The organism is Sphingobium sp. B11D3A (genome assembly GCF_025961695.1).
Taxonomy (GTDB): domain Bacteria; phylum Pseudomonadota; class Alphaproteobacteria; order Sphingomonadales; family Sphingomonadaceae; genus Sphingobium.
Genome location: NZ_JAOQOE010000001.1, coordinates 191,058 through 208,331, shown reverse-complemented (window position 1 = coordinate 208,331; position 17,274 = coordinate 191,058). Strand labels below are relative to the sequence as shown.

At 64.6% G+C, this 17,274-nt stretch carries 21 protein-coding genes; 8 read left to right on the top strand and 13 right to left on the bottom strand.

Going from position 1 to position 17,274, the window contains the following annotated elements; translation table 11 throughout:
- Positions 1-141: 141 nt before the first annotated feature.
- On the top strand, positions 142-762 hold the full coding sequence (locus M2332_RS01045; protein ID WP_264572617.1) for a PEPxxWA-CTERM sorting domain-containing protein: 621 nt from the start codon (positions 142-144) through the stop codon (positions 760-762).
- A 172-nt stretch (positions 763-934) separates the two neighbouring features.
- Here the strand turns inward: M2332_RS01045 and M2332_RS01040 are convergent, their stop codons facing one another.
- The 13 genes from M2332_RS01040 to flgB all read right to left on the bottom strand — a co-directional run bounded on the left by M2332_RS01040 (position 935) and on the right by flgB (position 11,413).
- Positions 935-2,083 carry a flagellar motor protein MotB gene (locus M2332_RS01040; RefSeq protein ID WP_264572616.1) on the bottom strand — a complete coding sequence of 383 codons (1,149 nt, stop codon included), beginning with the start codon at positions 2,081-2,083 and terminating at the stop codon, positions 935-937.
- Positions 2,084-2,093: 10 nt separating this feature from the next.
- Positions 2,094-2,957: a flagellar motor stator protein MotA gene (motA, locus tag M2332_RS01035; RefSeq protein ID WP_264572615.1), complete on the bottom strand. Its 864-nt coding sequence runs from the start codon at positions 2,955-2,957 to the stop codon at positions 2,094-2,096.
- Positions 2,958-3,171: 214 nt separating this feature from the next.
- A complete protein-coding gene (locus tag M2332_RS01030; RefSeq protein ID WP_181559412.1) occupies positions 3,172-4,005 on the bottom strand; it encodes a flagellin in 834 nt (277 codons plus the stop codon).
- Positions 4,006-4,025: 20 nt separating this feature from the next.
- The gene (gene flgK / locus M2332_RS01025) at positions 4,026-5,363 is read right to left on the bottom strand and encodes a flagellar hook-associated protein FlgK (protein WP_264572614.1); all 1,338 of its coding nucleotides are present in this window, start codon (positions 5,361-5,363) and stop codon (positions 4,026-4,028) included.
- Positions 5,360-5,683, bottom strand: a complete 324-nt coding sequence (locus M2332_RS01020) for a rod-binding protein (protein ID WP_264572613.1) — start codon at positions 5,681-5,683, stop codon at positions 5,360-5,362. Before M2332_RS01020 ends, flgK begins: the two co-directional genes overlap by 4 nt.
- Positions 5,680-6,738 carry a flagellar basal body P-ring protein FlgI gene (locus tag M2332_RS01015; protein WP_264574865.1) on the bottom strand — a complete coding sequence of 353 codons (1,059 nt, stop codon included), beginning with the start codon at positions 6,736-6,738 and terminating at the stop codon, positions 5,680-5,682. Before M2332_RS01015 ends, M2332_RS01020 begins: the two co-directional genes overlap by 4 nt.
- 89 nt (positions 6,739-6,827) lie before the next feature.
- A complete protein-coding gene (locus M2332_RS01010) occupies positions 6,828-7,535 on the bottom strand; it encodes a flagellar basal body L-ring protein FlgH (RefSeq protein ID WP_264572612.1) in 708 nt (235 codons plus the stop codon).
- Positions 7,536-7,537: 2 nt separating this feature from the next.
- On the bottom strand, positions 7,538-8,326 hold the full coding sequence (gene flgG, locus M2332_RS01005) for a flagellar basal-body rod protein FlgG (protein WP_181559407.1): 789 nt from the start codon (positions 8,324-8,326) through the stop codon (positions 7,538-7,540).
- Between the two features lie 23 nt (positions 8,327-8,349).
- Positions 8,350-9,090, bottom strand: a complete 741-nt coding sequence (locus M2332_RS01000; protein ID WP_264572611.1) for a flagellar basal body rod protein FlgF — start codon at positions 9,088-9,090, stop codon at positions 8,350-8,352.
- Positions 9,091-9,122: 32 nt separating this feature from the next.
- Positions 9,123-9,947: a flagellar hook-basal body complex protein gene (locus M2332_RS00995; RefSeq protein WP_181559404.1), complete on the bottom strand. Its 825-nt coding sequence runs from the start codon at positions 9,945-9,947 to the stop codon at positions 9,123-9,125.
- Positions 9,948-9,975: 28 nt separating this feature from the next.
- The gene (locus M2332_RS00990) at positions 9,976-10,653 is read right to left on the bottom strand and encodes a flagellar hook assembly protein FlgD (RefSeq protein ID WP_264570079.1); all 678 of its coding nucleotides are present in this window, start codon (positions 10,651-10,653) and stop codon (positions 9,976-9,978) included.
- Entirely contained in the window at positions 10,650-11,042 is a 393-nt protein-coding gene (gene flgC, locus M2332_RS00985; RefSeq protein ID WP_264570078.1) for a flagellar basal body rod protein FlgC, read from the bottom strand. Before flgC ends, M2332_RS00990 begins: the two co-directional genes overlap by 4 nt.
- A gap of 14 nt (positions 11,043-11,056) precedes the next feature.
- The gene (flgB, locus tag M2332_RS00980) at positions 11,057-11,413 is read right to left on the bottom strand and encodes a flagellar basal body rod protein FlgB (protein WP_264572610.1); all 357 of its coding nucleotides are present in this window, start codon (positions 11,411-11,413) and stop codon (positions 11,057-11,059) included.
- A 265-nt stretch (positions 11,414-11,678) separates the two neighbouring features.
- Between flgB and M2332_RS00975 the strand changes: the two genes are divergently transcribed.
- The 7 genes from M2332_RS00975 to flhA all read left to right on the top strand — a co-directional run bounded on the left by M2332_RS00975 (position 11,679) and on the right by flhA (position 17,258).
- On the top strand, positions 11,679-12,362 hold the full coding sequence (locus M2332_RS00975) for a motility protein A (protein WP_264572609.1): 684 nt from the start codon (positions 11,679-11,681) through the stop codon (positions 12,360-12,362).
- Positions 12,362-12,856 (top strand): OmpA family protein, encoded by a 495-nt coding sequence (locus tag M2332_RS00970; RefSeq protein WP_264572608.1) that lies wholly within the window; start codon positions 12,362-12,364, stop codon positions 12,854-12,856. Before M2332_RS00975 ends, M2332_RS00970 begins: the two co-directional genes overlap by 1 nt.
- A 64-nt stretch (positions 12,857-12,920) precedes the next feature.
- Positions 12,921-13,478: a flagella basal body P-ring formation protein FlgA gene (locus M2332_RS00965; RefSeq protein ID WP_413715971.1), complete on the top strand. Its 558-nt coding sequence runs from the start codon at positions 12,921-12,923 to the stop codon at positions 13,476-13,478.
- A gap of 53 nt (positions 13,479-13,531) precedes the next feature.
- Positions 13,532-13,819, top strand: a complete 288-nt coding sequence (gene flgM / locus M2332_RS00960; RefSeq protein ID WP_264570074.1) for a flagellar biosynthesis anti-sigma factor FlgM — start codon at positions 13,532-13,534, stop codon at positions 13,817-13,819.
- A gap of 11 nt (positions 13,820-13,830) precedes the next feature.
- On the top strand, positions 13,831-14,139 hold the full coding sequence (locus M2332_RS00955) for a hypothetical protein (protein ID WP_181559394.1): 309 nt from the start codon (positions 13,831-13,833) through the stop codon (positions 14,137-14,139).
- A gap of 176 nt (positions 14,140-14,315) precedes the next feature.
- A complete protein-coding gene (locus M2332_RS00950) occupies positions 14,316-15,143 on the top strand; it encodes a transglycosylase SLT domain-containing protein (protein ID WP_413715970.1) in 828 nt (275 codons plus the stop codon).
- A gap of 9 nt (positions 15,144-15,152) precedes the next feature.
- Positions 15,153-17,258 (top strand): flagellar biosynthesis protein FlhA, encoded by a 2,106-nt coding sequence (flhA, locus tag M2332_RS00945; protein ID WP_264570072.1) that lies wholly within the window; start codon positions 15,153-15,155, stop codon positions 17,256-17,258.
- Positions 17,259-17,274 lie beyond the last annotated feature (16 nt).

The window sequence follows — 17,274 nt, the reverse complement described above, 5'->3', positions numbered from 1 at the left end:
ACAGGATGCAACAGGGAAGCCAAAGTTAACAAAATGGAAATGGCCTCTGAGGAGCGGTATGTTTGCATCAGCGACATTTGAGTCGTGGGAGGCAGATCGGCTTGGGGCATTGTCGGTTTGCGAGATGCAGAGGGCATTTCCATGGGTAAGTTTTTGACAGTGGCGCTGCTGGCATGCGGAACTTCATTTGCGGCTCTGCCCGCCAATGCAGCCATCGTGGTCAGCGGGTTCACGCTCAACACTGGTACGTTTGGCGCGCAGACCGGCGTTCATTCGTCCGGTTCGCAGTCTGGCTCGACCTTGAACGGTTATGTCAATCAGGACGGATCGGGTGTCACGTTCAGCACGAGCACGGGCTCGATGAGCATCACCGGCAACGGAGAAGCCACCATCAATGGCGATCCGCTGCTTGAAGATCTGAGCGTCCTCTTCGCCAAGGGCTGGGACAACGTGACGTTCAATTTCGCCGGCGACACCGGGACGTTCAACCTGCTGGTCAATGGCTCGGCGCTGTTCTCGAGCCCCGCGTGCAACATCTGCACGATTGGCAATGGCAACAACCAGTTCACGCTGAGCGGCACGGGCATCACCAGCCTTGCTTTCACGTTCAATCCCGGCGTGACGAGCACGCGTCAGTTCCGCGTGGAAGGCGTCAGCCAGGCACCGGTGCCTGAACCCACGACCTGGGCGATGATGATCGCGGGGCTTGGTTTGGCGGGGGCAGCGATGCGCCGTAAGAGTGCCAAAGTGCAGTTCGCCTGATCCCGCTGGGGAAGCTGCACAGCGGTTTCCCCGCGCTTCGGATAGCTGTTTGAAAGGGCGCCGTCCCCGGCGCCCCTTTTTGTTTGACCGATCTGCCGATCGCTCGCGTCCCACTCTACCCATGATCGCAAACCGGGCGGAACCGTGTGGCGTGAAGCGCACCCTCACCGCATCAATGCTGGTCCATCAGTCCCGTCGTGCGGGCTGTAAGATCGGTCTTGCCCGGCGGGGTGTTGGAACTGCGCTTGGGAATCGAGTCCGCATTGATCACCGTCGCGCCTTGGGGCAGCGCGGTTCGGCCGAGGTCCAGCTTGCGCACTTCGGATTCCGCCATGGCGACACGCTGGTCGCGCACGAGGATGCGGCGGTCGATCTTGGCCTGCTCGGGGCTTTTGGGAGCCGGCGCTGCGGGCTGCGCGCCTGCGGCATTGGCGACCGCCCCCCCGGCGGGAGAGTCCTTGCTCCACGCCAGGATCACCGACATGCGCCGGTTGCGCGGATCGTAGCGGTTGTCCGCGACGAACGGCTCGCGATCCGCCACGCCTTCGATGCGCGCGAAGCGATCCGCTCCGATGCCGCCCTGTGCGAGCACGGCGCGAGTGGCTTCGGCGCGGGATGACGAGAGCAGCCAGTTGTTCATGTTGCGCCCGGCGGCATAGGGCAGCGCGTCGGTGTGACCGCGCACGATCACATCGTTCGGCACTTCTGACACCGCCTCGGCGACCTGCGAGAGCAATGCGCGGGCTTCCGGCACCAGCCTGTCCGTGCCGATGGCGAACATCGCGAAATCGGCTTCATCCACCAGATCGATGCGCAAGCCCTCCAGCGTCTCGGTAAAGCGCACATGCTTGCGCAGCTTGCGGAGCGCTTCGGTGCGCTCGAGCTTCTGCTCCAGCTCCTGCTTGAGCTTCTCGAACTTCTGGCGATCCTGGTTCTTGAGATCCTCGCCGCCGACATCTTTGGTGCCCGTGGCGTCGCGCGGGATGGTGATGGCCAGATTGCCCTGCCCGCCCGTCGTCGGATAATTCTCCTTGCTGACGAGACTGTCGCCACCGAACAGGCCACTGGAGCCGGCGCTGTCCATCTTCATCTGCACCAGCGTGGGCGTGAAATAGTCGGCCAGTCCCTTGCGCTGCTTCTCGGTGGTCGCACCGAGCAGCCACATGAGCAGGAAGAAGGCCATCATCGCCGTCACGAAGTCGGCATAGGCCACCTTCCAGGCGCCGCCATGATGGCCGCCATGGCCGCCATCGATGATCTTCTTGACGATGATTGGCCTTGGTTCAGGCTCGTTCACCGGTTTCTTTGCGGCCGATGCCATGGCTTAGCCCTCAGCGAACGCGCATGCCGTCGAACACTTCGGCAAAGGCCGGCTGGTTCGCATGGATGAGGTTGGAGCGCGCGGCCTCGATGACCAGCGGCTGCGGGTGGCCGTGGAGCGAGGCGATGATGATCTGCTTGACGACATGATACATGGCGCCATCCGCCTCGATCACCTGCTTGGCGCGACTGGCGAACGGGCCGACCATCCCATAGGCCAGCAACACGCCGAGGAAGGTTCCGACAAGCGCCGAGCCGATCATGCCGCCCAGAATTTCCGGCGGCTTGTCGATAGAGCCCATGGTCTTGACTACGCCGAGCACGGCGGCGACGATGCCGAGCGCCGGCAGCGCGTCCGCCAGGCCCTGGAGATTGTCGGCGGGACGAACCGCCTCATGGTGGTGGGTCTTGAGCGCATTATCCATGACGTCCTCGACCGCATGCGGATCGAGCGTGCCGGATGAGACGACCACCAGCCGCAACGTATCGCAGATGAGGTGGATGAGCGCGCTGTCCGCCATCAGCCGGGGATATTCGGCGAAGATCGCGGAGGATTTGGGGTCTTCGATATGCGGTTCGAGCGCGACCGGACCTTCGACCCGCAGCGTCTTCATCAGCTTGCTGACGAGGAAGATGCAGTCGAGATAATCCTGCTTCTTGAACTTGGGGCCTTTGAAGACGGTCATCACGCCGCCGGCCAGCGCCTTCAAATCCGCGCCGCTGTTGCCGATGATCAGCGCGCCTGCCGCGGCGCCGCCGATGATGAGCATTTCGTGCGGAAGCGCATGAAGCACCGGACCAATGGCGCCGCCGGTGAGCATGAAGCCCCCGAAGACCATGACCAGCAGAACGACAAGACCGATACCAGCGAACATTCTGATCCCCGCATGTTCATAAAACGGGACCGCGCACAGCTGCTTTTGGTCCCTTCATCCCTTCCTAGAACGGCTCTGCTGAAACAGGGTTTAGCGACAGGGTTAGCGAAAGATGACGATTACGATTTTTCGAAATTTCTGCCGGCGCGAACAAGAAAAACGGCCCGCAGCCAAAAGCCTGCGGACCGCCAGATTTGCCTCTCTTCGAACAGGATCAGAAAAGATCGAATAGCGACTTTTGATTGATCCGCGCGAAGGCCAGTTGCGCGGCTTCCAGCGTCAGCAATTTGCTTTGCAGCTTCACGCTGGTCTCGGTGATGTCCGTATCTTCCAGCGCCGAGCGACGCTCAGTCAGCGCCAGATCGGAATTGGTGAGCCGCCCGCCAATGTCTTCCAGCCGCTGCGAGCGAACGCCCTGCACGGACTGGGCGACAATGACATGATCGAGCGCGGTGCGGGCATCCTGCAGGGCAGCGGAGCGGTCTGCCTCCGTACCGGTGCGCACCACATTGATGATGTCGGAGATCACCTGATCGATCGACCGGCTGCCCACCGCATTCTCCATGATGCTCGCGCGGGTCGGCACGGCTTCCACGTTCAGCCCTGCGCCCAGAGGAATCAGCACGGCGCTGGGATGATCGAAGACCGGCGTGCCCTGATAATCGGTCTGATTGAGGAGATCGTTGATCGTGGCGCGAATGCCTTCCAGTTCCTTGGCCACCGCCTCGCGCCCGGTCGATCCGTCGGCGGTCGAGGTGGACGTGACAATCAGCTCGGTCACGCGCGTCATGAGATTGTTGACCTCATTGAGATTGGTGCTGGCCTGCGTCGCGCGGGATTCGGCGAAGGTCAGATTGCCCTTCCACGCCGCGTTGATCGACTGGCGCCGCCCGACCTGCGAGATCTGCACCCAGTCATGCGGATTGTCCGAGGGCTGGTTGATCTTCTTGGTCGTCGAAATCTTGGTCTGCTCGCCCGCAATATCCGCAGCGAGCCGCTGCTGGCGGGTAATCTCAGCCGTGATGGACTGCGTGGTGATGAAAACCATGATGGATTGCCCTTATTGCGTCAGAATGCGGAAATCAGTGTCTGGAACATTTCCCGCGCGACCTGGATCACGCGGGACGATGCCTGGTAGGCCTGCTGGAGCCGGATCAATTCGGCCGCTTCCCGGTCGAGATTGATGCCGGCCACATCGGCGCGTGCCTGCTGCGCCATGGTGTTGCGGCTCTCGGCCGCGGTCTGCTCTTTGGTCGTGCTGTTGGCGATGCTGCCATGGGTCGCAATGATGCCGGTCCATTCATCCTCGATGGACCCGCTGCCGCGCAGGGCGGTCATGGCCAACAGATTGCCGTTCGCGGTGCCATCGGCGGAGAAGCGCGCGACGAGAGCAGGCGAGCTGATCAGCACCGAGAGCGAGCTGGCATCCGCCCCCATGCTCAGCAGTGTCTGGCCCGCGACACCGGGGGATGAATAGCCGCTGGTGTGCCAATCATTCATTTCGCTCACATAGCGGCTCGCGAGATCGTCCAACGCGTCGATCCTGTCCCGCACGACGCCGGCACTGGTGGCGATGCCGCCCAGCGCGCCACCGGTCGGGGTGGCAATCGCCGTGCCGTCCGCCAGCCCGAAGCTTAAAATGCCGTCGGCGGCCTGACTGACCGTCAGGGTCTTCACCTGATTGTTCTCGACCAGCATGTCGCTGCCGTAACTGATGTTCGCGACGCCATTGGCGCCGAAGGTCACCGTCACGTTCAGCCGCTCGGCAATCTCGCTCAGGGCCTGATCGCGTGAATCCAGCAGGCTCGCATGGCTCGCCGTTCCCTCCGGCACGCGGCGCAGGCCTTCATTGGCATTGCCGAGCTGGCGCAACGCATCGTTGAGCGAATCCACCTCATTGGTGGCCGTGTTGCCGATCGAGCTGCGGATCGAGACCAGATCATTGTGGCTCTGCTGAAACGCTGCATTGATCTGCTCGAACGAGAACAGCACGTCCGCCTGCAGCGTCGTGTCTGTGGGGTTGGAGGCGAGCCGCTCCACCGCTGCGAACATGCCGGTGAAGCGCTGGCCGACGCCCAGTTCGCCATCGTTGAGGGCGCTCTGGATGTCCGACATCCAGCGGGCACGCTGATTGACGCTGCCCAGCGCATTGGTCGTCTGACGCGCTGCCGCTTCCAGATATTGGTCGGATGCGCGCACCACGCCGCCGATCTGCACGCCGTAGAAGGAGGCGCTCGATTTATAGAGCAGCATCGGCGAATTGCCCGCCGCGGATTCGCTGAGCGCAATCGTCCGGCGGCTGTAGCCGGGCGTCTCCGCGTTGGCGATATTGTCGGCAATTGCTCCCATCGCCGCCTGATAGGCGCGCGTGCCGGAAGCGCCGATCTGAAGAAGATCGCTGCTCACGGCTTATGGTCAAGCTGCTGGAGGATCAGTTCGGCAATGCCAAGGCCACCCTTGGTGGCGAGCCCTTCGGCCATATGCGCGTCCTGCATCTCGCGGAACTGGTCTAGCCCGCTGCCGCCGCCAATCTCTTCGCCCAGGCTCGCCTGGCGCATGGAAGACAGGAGCTGGCGGGTGAACACGGCCTCGAATGCCTTGGCGGCCTTCTGCAATGCGGCGTGATCGTCGCTGGCCTTTGGCGACGTCGGGGCTTGCGCCTGCGCGCCCTGCATGGCGGCGGCAAAGGCCGCCTGACCGGAGCCGATCCCTGAGACCTGCGTCATATCACCTCCAGCTCCGCCCGCATGGCGCCGGCCTGCTTGAGCGCGCTCAGGATCTCGAGAAGGTCCGAGGGGGAGGCGCCCACGGCATTCACCGCCTTGACTATATCGGCCAGAGACGCGCCACCTTTAAACAGGAACATCGGATTCTTTTCTTCATGGGCGGAAAGCTGGCTGGATTCCTCCACCGCCGTCACCCCCCGCGAGAGCGGCGCAGGCTGCACGATGCGCGGCGCTTCGGTCACGGTCACGGTCAGCTTGCCATGGCTCACCGCGGCCGGGGTGATCTGCACATTGCCGTTGATGACCACCGTGCCGCTGCGCGCGTTGACGATCACCTTGGCCGGCGGATCGGCGGGTTTGACCTGGATGTTTTCGATGAGGCCCATCATCATGACGCGGCTCTCGGCACCCGGCGGTGCATCGATGGCGATGGAGACGCCATCCACGGCACGGGCGCGCTGATCGCCGAACGCGAGGTTGATCGCGTCGGCCACCCGCAGCGCGGTCGTCACGTCCGCCTCCGCGAGGTTGAAATTGATCGTCGGGCTGGTCTCGAACCCGGTGGCTACGGCGCGCTCGACGGAGGCGCCCGAGGGGATGCGGCCGGCCGAGGGCACGTTCACGGAAAGCTGCGAGCCATCGGCCCCGGAGACGCCGAAGCCGCCCACCGCCATATTGCCCTGCGCCATGGCGTAGATCTCGCCATCAGCACCACGCATCGGGGTCAGCACCAGCGTGCCGCCGCGCAGCGACTTGGCCTTGCCGAGCGCGGAGACGGTCACGTCCAGCCGCTGTCCCGGCTTGGCGAAGGCCGGCAATTCCGCCGTCACGAGTACGGCTGCGGCGTTCTTCAGCGAGGGGTTGACGCCCGGCGGCAAAGTGAGGCCGAAGCGCGAGATCACGCCCTTCACGCCCTGCGTCGCATAATCGAGGCTGTCATCGCCCGTGCCGGCGAGGCCAACCACAACGCCATAGCCGACAAGCTGGTTGGACCGCAGCCCCTCGAAGGTGCCGATGTCCTTGATGCGCTGGGCATGGGCCGAGGTGGCGATCATGAGGCAGAGCCCGAACGCCAGCAGGGCGAGGGAGACGACCAGCCGACGGAGCAAGGAGGGATAAGGCCTGATCATGGCTGAAAGCTCCATCAGAACGGGCTGATCATGGAGAAGAAGCGCTGCAGCCAGCCCTGACGGCTGGCGCGGGCGATTTCTCCCTTGCCGGTGTAGGTGATCCGCGCATCGGCGACGCGCGTCGAGAGAATGCGGTTATCGGGCCCGATGTCCGCCTGCCGGACAAGGCCGGAGATCTGGACGTATTCGTCGCCGCGATTAAGCGTGAGGGCCTTCTGCCCGCGCACCAGCATCGTGCCATTGGGATAGACCCGCGCAATGGTGACGGTGATCTCGCCGGAGAGCGCGTTCGACTGCGCAGCATCACCCTTGCCGGTGAAGCCCTGCGTGCCGCCCGAAGCGATGTCGCTACCGCTGAACAGCTTGCTGAACGGCCCGGTGCTGGGCGGTGTGAGGCCGATGCTGCCCGCGCGATTGGTATTCGCGCTGGTGCTCTTGCTGGCCTGCGTCCGCTCGACGAGGAGGATGGTGATGACATCGCCCACGCTTGCTGCCCGCGCGCCATTGGTCAGCGCGGAATAGCCGGCCGAGGCCTGAAAGATGCCGCCATTGGGCCGCACCGGCGCGGCGCTGCCAGCGTCGCCCGGATAGGTGACCTGATAGGCCGGGTTTTCGAGCGGCTCCTGCTTCTTGCCGAACAGACCGGCAGAGGCCGGTGCGGCAAAGCTGGTCGCCGTGAGCGCAAGGATCAGGATGGAAGCGCGGCGATACTGCATAGTCATGCTCAAAGCTGCTGATTGACGTATTGGAGCATTTCGTCGGTCGCCTTGATCATCTTGGAGGCGATCTCATAGGCGCGCTGGGTCTCGATCATCGTGACCAGCTCCTCGACGGTGTTGACGTTTGACTGCTCGAGCGCGCCCTGGCGGATGGTGCCGCGGCCTTCGAGGCCTGCAGCGCCCACCTGCGGCGCGCCGGATGCCGCCGTCTCCAGTAGGAGGTTTCCACCGACAGCCTGCAGGCCAGCGGGATTGACGAACCGTGCGGTTTCGATCGCGCCAAGCTCGACCGGCTCCTTTTGACCGGCGACGGTCGCCGAGACGGTCCCGTCATTGCCGATGGTGACGGCACTCACGCCCTCGGGAAGCTGGATCTGCGGCACCAGCGGCAGGCCATCCGGCGAGACCAGCAGGCCTTCCGCATTGGTCTTGAAATTGCCCGCCCGGGTATAGGCGATCGTGCCGTCGGGCTGCTGGAGCTGGAAGAAGCCGGCCCCCTCGATCGCGAGATCATAGGTGTTGCCGGTGGTGTTCATCGTGCCTTGGGTATCGATACGCTCGGTGCCGGTGAGCTGCACACCGGTGCCGAGGTTGAGGCCGATGGCGAGCCGGTTCTGGCTATCTGCCTGCGTGCCCGCCGCAATGACCTGCTGATAGGCCAGCGTCTCGAAATTGGCGCGGTCGCGTTTGAAGCCGACCGTGTTCACGTTCGCTAGGTTGTTGGCGATGACGCGCATCTTGACGTCCTGTGCGTCAAGGCCGGTGCGGGCGACATGAAGTGCGCTGCTGGTCATTGGTTTGGTCCCCTATCTATCCGTCAGTCGAGCCGCATGAGGCTCGCGCCGCCGGAGTCGATCTCCTTGGCGGTGTCGATCATCTTGATCTGATTTTCCCACGCGCGGCTCGCCTCGATCATCTGGACGAGCGCCGTGGTGGCATTCACGTTCGAGCCTTCAAGGGCGCCGCTGGTCACGGTCGCCATCGGGTCTTGCGGCAAGGCGCCGCCATTCACTTCGCGGAACAGCGTGTCCGTGGACTTGGCGATCGTCGACCCCTTGGCGTTCACCAGCTTGATGACATCGACCTGCTGCGGCTGATCGATCTGGCCGCCCTGCGGGACGATCCAGATGCTGCCATCCTTGGCGATGTTGACGCTATCGGCGGGCGGCAGGGTGATCGGGCCACCCTCCCCCAGCACCGGATAGCCATCGCCCGTGGTCAGCAGGCCGCTCTCGTTCAGCTTGAGATCGCCGCGCCTTGTATAGGCTTCCGACCCGTCATTGGCCTGCACCGCGATGAGGGCGTCACCATCCACCGCGATGTCGAGCGTATTGCCGGTCTGCACCGCCGTGCCGGCCTTCATGTCCGCCGCGATGACCTGCCCCACCTGCTCCGCGCGGCTCTGGAACGCGCCGCCGCCGACCCAGCGGGTCGAGGCGTTCGCGATCTCGGCGCGAAAGCCGCTGGTGTTGACGTTCGCGAGATTGTTCGCGACCGCCGTCTGGCGAGCCATCGTGCCGCGCATCGCGGTGCGGGCAATGGTGGTGAGACGATCCATGATTCAGCTCCGGGTCCGGTCGATCTTCGCGATCAGGTCCGCATGTTGATGATAGTCTGGGTCATGGCGGTGGCGGTCTCGATCGCCTTGGAATTCGCCTGGAAGTTGCGCTGCGCGGAGATCAGCGCGACCAACTCCTCGGTGATGTCCACGTTCGAGCGCTCCAGCGTGCCCGAGCGGACCGCGCCGACCATGCCGCTATTGCCGGCGCTGTAGCTCGCCTCGCCGCTGTCGCCGGAGGAAATCCAGTGCGAATCCCCCATCTGCCGCAGCTCTTCCTGCGCGGGAAATGAGGCCATGGCCACGACGCCGAGGTTACGCACCGAGCCATCGCCGAAGGTCGCACTGACGACGCCAGTGGCCGAGATCGCGATGGCGGTGAGCGGAATGCTGGCATCGTCCGGATGGGCGCTGGGGATTTCCAGATCGGAGAGATCGCCGGCCGCCGTGCTGGTCGGCGTGCCATCGCCGGTCGCGTTGGTCGGCAGCACCTGCAGGCGGGCACCGGTGGAATCGACGATGAAGCGGTTCTTGTCCATCGTGAAGGCACCGGCGCGGGTGTAGCTGATCGTCTGGTCAGGCGAGGCGCTCTTGACGGTGAAGAAGCCTTCGCCGGTGACGGCCAGATCCAGCGTCTTGTCGGTCGTCTCCAGCGTGCCCTGCGTGAACTGCTGCTTCACATCGACGAGACGGACGCCATTGCCGCCCGCGCCGACGCCGCCACTCGCATAAATGTCGCCGAAGGTTGCCTTGCTCTTCTTGAAGGCGAGCGAGGACACGTTGGCGACATTGTTGGCGACGACCCCGAGGTCGGTCTGGGCGCCCTTGAGGCCGGAAAGCGAAATGTAGAAGGACATGGTGGATGCTCCTTGTGAAGTTCAGGGATCAGCCGAGACGCAGCGCGTCTTCGGGCGAGAAATTGCCGAGGGCGGTCATGAGCTGGGCGTTTCCGCCGCTCGCGGGGGACTGGACGGCGGCGATGCTGGCCCAGGTCGCGATGCCGGCCGGCGTCGCGCCGCGCACCTTGACCTGCAGCGCCTGCCCGCCAATCACATTGCCGGCATCGTCCCGGCCGTCCCAGAAGAACGGCACATTGCCCTTGGATTGGGCGCCGAGATCGAAGCTCTGGACGACCTTGCCGCTGGCATCGACCAGATCGATCGATACGTTCGAGGCGTCGGCGCCCAGCGCGATCTCGCCGGCATAAGCGCCGGTGCGGTCGGGCGTGGCGATGTTGCTCTCGACCAGCATCGACTTGCCGATCCAGCCTGCGGCATCGGAGAGGCGCGCGCCGGACACGGAGTCCGCGATCTGGCTGAGCAGGGATGTCGATTGCGACTGCGAGGCCAGCGACGACATTTGCGCCATCTGTGTGACCATCTGATTGTTGTCCATCGGCTGGAACGGGTCCTGATGCTGCATCTGCGTGGTGAGCAGGCGCAGGAAGCCGTTCATGTCGATCGACGCGTTTGACTTCGCGCTCGTCTCGGCAAGGTTCCGGTTGGTGAACGCCGTGTTGGTGTCCACCGCCCAGGGGCTGGTGTTGGTCGTCACTGCTGTCATTTGCCGAGCCTGATTGTTTCGAGGATGAGGGATTTGGCGGTCTGGAGGACCTGCACATTGTTCTGGTACATGCGCGCGCTCTCGACCATTTCGACGAGCTCGGCGCTGGTATCGACGCCGGCTTCCCACACATCGCCATTGGCATCGGCTAGCGGATGGCCGGGCTCGTGCCGCTTGGTGGCGGGCGTGTCGGAGGTCACGACGTTATCGACCTTGACCGTGGCGACGCCGGGCTTCTCGACCACGGTGGAGAAGACCGGGCGGATCGCGCGATAGGCCTTGTCCTCGCTGCCCGTGACCGAGCCGGCATTGGCGAGGTTGGACGCGGTGGCGTTGAGGCGCACGAGCTGCGCCGACATGGCGCGCCCGGCGATGTCGAAAACGTTCATGGGCTTGTCCATGCTCATTCTCCTCGCAGCGCGCGCGTGATGGTGTTGAGCCGGCCCTCAAGGAAGGAAAGCGTGGTGCGGTACTTCACCGCATTCTCCGCAAAGAGCGTCTGCTCGGTCGACATCTCGACGGTGTTGCCATCGCTGCTCGCCTGCAGTGGCACGCGATAGCCCATTGCCGTTTCGAGCGCGCCGGTCACCGAGCCCTGCTGGCTGGTGGCGCTGGCGAGCGCCTTCTCGAAATCGATGTCGCGCGCCTTGTATCCGGGGGTCGAGGCGTTCGCGATATTGGAGGCAAGCAGCTCCAGCCGCTGCGAGCGCAGCGCCAGTGCCTTGCCATGGATGCCGAACAATGCGTCGTCGAACGACATTTTTTCGTGCCTTCCCTAAAAGTCCGTGGGCCGCATCCGTTCTGACCGGTTGAAACTGGTCCGGTTCCGGCACGACCCATGCCCACGGGTATGGATTGCAAATGCCGTGCCAAACCAAATTGCCGCCGGCTGAGGCCGCGCGGACATGAGGATTTCCGCGCCCTTTGCGCAGGCGGGCGGCAAGGGTGGCAATGTTTTGCCGGTTGGCGGCAGAGTTTTGCCGGTGCGCACGTGCGCCCGGCAGCATGGGGGGATGAGCGGGACCATGTCGGATGTTGTGGGGTTGGATATTCTCGGCCACGTCTTCGCGCCGCTGCCCCTATTGATGGTGCTGGGCGGCGCGATCATGATCGCACTGGCGCAGGTCGGGTTCGGCACGGGTTTTCGCGCCCTGGCTTCCCTACGCCCGCTGCTGACCGCGCGCCCGGATGATGAACGCGACAATGCCCGCGCGCTGCTGTTCAAGGTCGAGGCCGTCGCGCAGCTCAAGGGCCTGGCCCGCGCCGACCGACTGGAAAGCACCCACCCCTTCGTCAACCAGACCCTTACCACCCTCGCCAATGCCGCAGATGCCGAGCATTTCGCGCTCTGGGTCCATCAGGCGATCCATGATCGCCGTGCCCGTCACGGGCGGGTCATCGCCTTCTGGAATGCGCTGGCCGATGCCGCGCCGGCCGTCGGCATGGCCGGCACGATCGTCGGCCTGATCGGCATGTTTGCGCAGATGAGCGACCCCGCAGCTATCGGCCCGTTCATGGCGCTGGCGCTGATGACAACGCTGCACGGCCTGATCCTCGCCAACGCCATCGCCGGGCCCATCGCCAACCGCCTGTCCGCACTCTCCGAGCGGGAGATTGGCTGGCAGCAGGCCATGGCGGACCGGATGATCGCCATCGCCCGCCGGGAAGCCAATCCGTTCCAGCGTGCCAGCATTCGCGAGGTCGCCTGATGTCGGCGCAGCCGCGCCAGAGCCGCGCGCGCTGGGCGCTGAGCTTCGCGGACCTGTGCCTGCTGCTGCTCGCCTTCTTCGCCCTGCTGCAATCCAACCAGACCACGCGTGAGACGGCCCTGGCCGGGATTGGCAGCTATTTCGGCGCGTTCGAGGCGCCGCGCCAGGCCAATTTGGTCGCGCAAGAGCTGTTCGAGCCGGGCGAGGCTCTGCTCAACCCTGCCGGTCGCGCCGCTCTGCTGAAAGCGACAGAACCCATCGTGCACGAGAACAAGGTCGTGCGAATTCAGTCCATTGGCCTCGACTCCGGCGATCATCGCTTCGACGCCTGGGATCTGGCGGCAGCGCGCCTCGGCGCCGTCGCCCGCACCCTGGTCGCCGCCGGAGTGCCGGAGAAGCGCCTGCGGATCGCGGGCCTCGCCGAACGTCCCGACGCCAGCGCGCCCGGCAAGCAGACTATCAGGATCACCGAACTGGCCGAAACCGACCCGTAACATGCGTCTGGCACGGACCTTGCTGTGTTTGTTCCGACCATGCATCGGAGCAAGTGACGTGACGATTGAACGCCTGACCTTCCCAAAGCGCGCTGCCCTCATCGCAGCCCTGCTGCTCAGCGCGATCGCGCTTACCAGCATCCACGCGCCGGCGAAGGCGCAGAGTTTCGAGAATCTGGACCGGCTGGACAGCCTGGTTGCGGCCAGCCTCGGCGCCAATCTCGGCCAGCCGGGCGGCCCACTGGCGCCCATCGATCGCCGCCTGAAACTGGCACCCTGCCCGCAGACACCGACGGTCGAAACCCCGCAGATGAACGCCGCGACGGTTGCCTGCCCCAGCCTCGGCTGGCGCATCCGCGTGCCGCTGCTGGTCAACCGGCAGGCCGGCAATCCTCAGCAAAACGGCCGTTTTTCCGAGACCGCGAGCGGCGCGCCGGTCGTCAAGAAGGGCGATCCAGTTCAGCTGGTCGCGGGTAATGAGAGCTTCAGCATTTCCCGCATGATGATCGCGGATGAAGACGGCGCGCCCGGTGCGCTGATCCGCGTGCGGGAAGAACCGCGCGCCACGCCTGTCATGGCCCGTGTCGAGCGGACGGGTGTTGTTCGTATCCCCGGCATTTAAACTTTCCTGAACTGATCCGTTTATAGTACGGATTGGACAGAAAGGACGTTGGAATGATCAAGTCTGTTGGCCAGGCGACGAGCGCCGCAGTAGAGGCAGCCAAGCTGCGCGACGCTGCACAAGCCCGCTCCGCTGCGCCAGTCAGCGCCGAGCCCGCGCCCGCGAAAGCGGCGGAATCGGCAGCCACCCCCGCCGCGCGCATGGCCGCGCAGGGCGCCCCGGTGGACATGGACCGGATCAACCGCGTCAAGCAGGCCATTGCTTCGGGCCAATATCCGGTCGATGCCGACAAGATCGCCGATCGCATGATCGACCTCGATCTTCCTCATCTGCGCGCCTGAACGTGCCCCAAATGAACCTGTCCATCATCGAGAATTTCGCGGCCGCGACCGGTTCGCTCCGGGTCGCCATGCAAAGCGCCGACCCGCAGGCCATCGAAACGGCAATGGACCTGTTCCGCATCTCGCTCGATGCGATCAAATCCATCGAGACCTGGGAGCGTGATCCTGCGATCAAGGCGCGATTTAGCGACCTGATCGAGGAGCTGGATTCTTCGCGGATGCTCGCCTGCCTGCTCGGCGATATGACCACGCAGATGCACGGCGCGATCGCCGATCGCGATCTGGATGTGCCGCAGCCGCTGTACCAGCGCGCCGGCTGAGGCTTCGGCCTCGCCCCCGGATATTCGTACTTTCCTACCAAGCCCAGTGCGCCCTGTGGGCCTGTCGCCGCGCGTCGTGATCGCCCCAAAAATCCCGATCCGCCGTTAACCAATTCTGGCACGCATCTTGCTTTTTGATCCCCGGTACCAACGGGAGATCATTAGTCGCCATGTCCGTGAATGGACTGACCACCAACTCGGCCCAGGGCAGCAATGCCGCCAGGGTGACGCAGGCCATTGCCAAGGCCAGCAGTCGCACCGGTGTGGATTTCAATTATCTGATGAGCCAGGCGCATGTGGAAAGCGCGCTGAACCCGACGGCGCGCGCGCGCACCTCTAGTGCGACCGGCCTCTACCAGTTTATCGACCAGAGCTGGCTTTCCATCGTCAACGACCATGGCGCGAAATACGGCATGGACTGGGCGTCCAACGCCATCGAGCGCACGGCGAACGGGCGGTACGTGGTTTCGGACCCGGCCCTGCGCCAGCAGATCCTCGACCTGCGCAATCATCCCGAGACGGCCTCGATCATGGCGGCGGAACTCGCCACCGACAATCGCGCCTATCTTGAAGAGCGGATCGGCCGACCGGCCGAGGCGGTCGATCTCTACCTCGCCCATTTCCTCGGTGCAGGTGGCGCAGCGAAATTCCTTACGACGATGGCGCAGGCGCCCGACGCCTCCGGAGCGGCTCTGTTTCCCGCCGCCGCGCGGGCCAATGCCTCGGTGTTCTTCGACCGGCAGGGCAATGCCCGCAGCCTGACGGACATCCGCGCGAGCTTCGCGCAGAAGCTGGCGGTGGGCGGTCAGGCCGCCGGCAGTGCGGCAAGCGATATGGCGATGGACGGCACGCAGACCGTGATGCCCGCCGACTATGTCCGCATCGCGCAGGAGCGGCTGACGATGAACCAGACACTGAGCGAAAAGCAGCCCTATCCCGAATTCGCACCGCGCGCCGAAACCGCGCGGCTTGCCTACCTCATGCTCGCCACCCTCGGAAGGTAATCGCCAACCATGACGCGCAACGACATCAACGGCAGCATCTGGAAGAACTCGGCGCGCGGGGCAGCCCTGCCCTTCGCCATCCTGCTGCTCGTCATGTTCATGGTGGTGCCGGTGCCGGTGCTGCTGCTGGATATCGGCTTCGTCGGCAACATCATGATCAGCCTTGCGGTGCTGATGATCGCGCTGAACGCCGCCAAACCGCTCGATTTCTCCAGCTTTCCGACCGTGCTGCTGCTGGCCACGCTGCTTCGCCTGGCGCTCAACGTCGCCTCGACGCGCATTGTGCTGGTTAACGGTCACAACGGATCGGATGCGGCCGGCCATGTGATCGAGGCATTCGGCAATTTCATGATCGGCGGCGATTATGTCGTCGGCATCTTCGTGTTCGCGATCCTGATGATCATCAACCTTGTGGTGATCACCAAGGGCGCGGGCCGCGTGTCGGAAGTGTCTGCCCGCTTCACCCTCGATGCCCTGCCCGGCAAGCAGATGGCCATCGATGCCGATCTCAACGCCGGCCTGCTGACCGCCGAGCAGGCCAAGGTCCGCCGGCAGGAAGTCGCGACCGAAGCTGACTTTTACGGCTCGATGGACGGTGCCTCCAAGTTCGTGAAGGGCGACGCCGTCGCCGGTGTGCTGATCCTCGTCATCAATATCCTTGGCGGCATCACCCTGGGTCTGGTCAGCCATGACCTCTCCATCGGGCAAGCCGCGCAGACCTACATCCTGCTGGCCATTGGCGACGCGCTCGTGGCGCAGGTGCCGGCGCTGCTGCTCTCCATTGCCGCAGCCGCGATCGTGACCCGTGTCACGTCCGAGCATGATCTCTCCGGCCAGATCTCCAGCCAGTTCGGCCACAGCCGCGCCTGGGTTCCGGTTGCGGGTATTCTCACCGTGCTCGGCATCGTACCGGGCATGCCGCACCTCATCATCCTGCCCGCCGCCGGCCTCGCCTGGTTCATCGCGTGGAAACTGCGCAAGGCCGCCAAGGCCCGCAGCGAGGCACCGGCGGAACCGGCGGTGGTCGAAAATCCTGCCCACATCGAGTGGAGCGACGTCTCCGACGGCGCCGCGCTTGGCCTGGAGATCGGCTATGGCCTGATCTCGCTGGTTGATGAGCGCAAGGAGGCGCCGCTGATCGGCCGGATCACCGGCATTCGCCGCCAGCTCTCGCGCGAACTGGGCTTTGTGGTGCCGATGATCCGGGTGAAGGACAATCTCGCGCTTGGCCCGAACCAGTATCGCATCACCATCGCCGGTGTGGTGGTGGGCGAGGACGAGATTTTCCCCGATAGCCTGTTGGCGCTCGACAGCGGCGACATCACCCAGCGGATCGAGGGTCGCGCCGCGCAGGACCCGACCTTCGGGCTGGACGCGGTGTGGATTCCGATGGAGCGGCGCAGCGAAGCGGTCGTCTCCGGCTATACCGTCGTCGACCCGTCGACGGTGATCGCCACGCATATCAATCATCTCATCCTGCAGAACGCCGCTGAGCTGTTCGGCATGGACGAGGCCAAGAAGCTGCTCGACACACTGCGTGAAGTGACGCCGCAACTTGTCGAGGGCCTGACGCCCAATCCGTTGAGCCTCGCGCAGATCGCCGCGCTGTGCCGCGGGCTGCTCATTGAGGGCATTCCGCTCAAGGACTTCCGTCGTATCGCCGAAGCCATGGTGATCGTTGCGCGCGGGGACATGTCCACCGACGCGCTTATCGAGGCGGTCCGCCAGCGCATCGGCTCGCTGATCATCCAGAGCATCGTGCCAGTGAAAGCGCCGCTCCCGGTGCTCACGCTGGATGGCGAGCTGGAAGGCCTGCTCGCGCAGGCCATGCGCGTCGGCGCCGATGCCCATCACCCCATCGAACCGGCGCTGGCCCAGCGCCTCATCGAACAGGTGAGCGAGGCGGCCCGTCCGCTGATGGCACAGGCCCGCAACTTTGCGATCGTGACCTCACCGGTGGCGCGTCGCGCCCTCTCCCGCCTGTTCCGCCCGCATCTGCCCGACGTTCCGGTGCTCTCCTTCCTGGAAATCCCGGATGGCAAGGCCGTGGAAGTCGTGGCGGTGGTCGGCAACGAGACACGCATCCACCAGGTCGAGCGGCTGCAGGCGGCATGACGATGTTGCGCAGCAT

Bases quoted from the DNA above. Each gene is read 5' to 3' on its own strand.
- M2332_RS01020 (WP_264572613.1), bottom strand. From the start codon at position 5,683: ATGACGCAGGTCTCAGGGATCGGCTCCGGTCAGGCGGCCTTTGCCGCC.
- flgM (WP_264570074.1), top strand. From the start codon at position 13,532: ATGATCAAGTCTGTTGGCCAGGCGACGAGCGCCGCAGTAGAGGCAGCC.
- M2332_RS00990 (WP_264570079.1), bottom strand. From the start codon at position 10,653: ATGACAGCAGTGACGACCAACACCAGCCCCTGGGCGGTGGACACCAAC.
- M2332_RS01010 (WP_264572612.1), bottom strand. From the start codon at position 7,535: ATGACTATGCAGTATCGCCGCGCTTCCATCCTGATCCTTGCGCTCACG.
- M2332_RS00975 (WP_264572609.1), top strand. From the start codon at position 11,679: ATGTCGGATGTTGTGGGGTTGGATATTCTCGGCCACGTCTTCGCGCCG.
- M2332_RS01000 (WP_264572611.1), bottom strand. From the start codon at position 9,090: ATGGATCGTCTCACCACCATTGCCCGCACCGCGATGCGCGGCACGATG.
- M2332_RS01040 (WP_264572616.1), bottom strand. From the start codon at position 2,083: ATGGCATCGGCCGCAAAGAAACCGGTGAACGAGCCTGAACCAAGGCCA.
- M2332_RS00955 (WP_181559394.1), top strand. From the start codon at position 13,831: ATGAACCTGTCCATCATCGAGAATTTCGCGGCCGCGACCGGTTCGCTC.
- flgC (WP_264570078.1), bottom strand. From the start codon at position 11,042: ATGAACGTTTTCGACATCGCCGGGCGCGCCATGTCGGCGCAGCTCGTG.
- M2332_RS01030 (WP_181559412.1), bottom strand. From the start codon at position 4,005: ATGGTTTTCATCACCACGCAGTCCATCACGGCTGAGATTACCCGCCAG.
- flhA (WP_264570072.1), top strand. From the start codon at position 15,153: ATGACGCGCAACGACATCAACGGCAGCATCTGGAAGAACTCGGCGCGC.
- flgB (WP_264572610.1), bottom strand. From the start codon at position 11,413: ATGTCGTTCGACGACGCATTGTTCGGCATCCATGGCAAGGCACTGGCG.
- M2332_RS01045 (WP_264572617.1), top strand. From the start codon at position 142: ATGGGTAAGTTTTTGACAGTGGCGCTGCTGGCATGCGGAACTTCATTT.
- M2332_RS00995 (WP_181559404.1), bottom strand. From the start codon at position 9,947: ATGTCCTTCTACATTTCGCTTTCCGGCCTCAAGGGCGCCCAGACCGAC.
- flgG (WP_181559407.1), bottom strand. From the start codon at position 8,326: ATGACCAGCAGCGCACTTCATGTCGCCCGCACCGGCCTTGACGCACAG.
- M2332_RS01015 (WP_264574865.1), bottom strand. From the start codon at position 6,738: ATGATCGCCACCTCGGCCCATGCCCAGCGCATCAAGGACATCGGCACC.
- M2332_RS00970 (WP_264572608.1), top strand. From the start codon at position 12,362: ATGTCGGCGCAGCCGCGCCAGAGCCGCGCGCGCTGGGCGCTGAGCTTC.
- motA (WP_264572615.1), bottom strand. From the start codon at position 2,957: ATGTTCGCTGGTATCGGTCTTGTCGTTCTGCTGGTCATGGTCTTCGGG.